We start from the raw sequence: 560 nt of genomic DNA, 5'->3' as shown, positions 1-560 counted from the left end.
GGCGTCGTTGAGGGCGGCGGGGTACGGATGACTCGGCGGCGTTCGATAGTCCACCGTTCCTAGACACTGAGCGGAAGTCAGTTCTGCTCTGTGGGCGGCCCCGAACGGTGTTGGGTCGCCTGGTTGCCCGCGTTCTTCGACCCGGGTGGTTTCGCGGATCGTGTCCGTGTTCTGACCGCGGGGTGGCGGGTTTCCTCGCGTCGTCGAGTGCCGGGTGCGGCCTGGCCGGTCCGATGCCCGGCCACATCGCTCTGGTGTGGTCGGGGCGGTGCCGTCCGTCGCCGGATCCGGTGCCCAAGGGCGCGCCGTCCGATCGCCACGCTCGCGGCGTGGTGACGGGTGGTCTGTGGGTGGGCGGCAGTCAAGGGCTCCTGCCAGTGCTGCGCACCCCATTTCGAGGTGTAGGCGGGATCGACGGCGATAACGGCGATCCCGGTGTCGCCTGCCATCGCCAGCAACCGGGCGCGCAGCCGTGCGGTGGGCATCCCGGAGATGATCCGCCGGAACCGGCGCCGGCGGCCATGCTTTTCCCGTGTCGTGGAGTCGGTGAAGTCGAGATC

General features: G+C 69.6%; 1 protein-coding gene. It reads right to left on the bottom strand.

The features are described 5' to 3' along the window. Positions 1–77: 77 nt before the first annotated feature. On the bottom strand, positions 78–560 hold a 483-nt coding region (locus tag F6Q13_RS19915), incomplete at its 5' end, for a hypothetical protein (protein ID WP_293060133.1).

The sequence above is a fragment of the Mycobacterium sp. genome (assembly GCF_008709575.1).
In the GTDB taxonomy this organism is placed as follows: domain Bacteria; phylum Actinomycetota; class Actinomycetes; order Mycobacteriales; family Mycobacteriaceae; genus Mycobacterium.
This window is presented reverse-complemented; position numbering and strand designations above follow the sequence as displayed.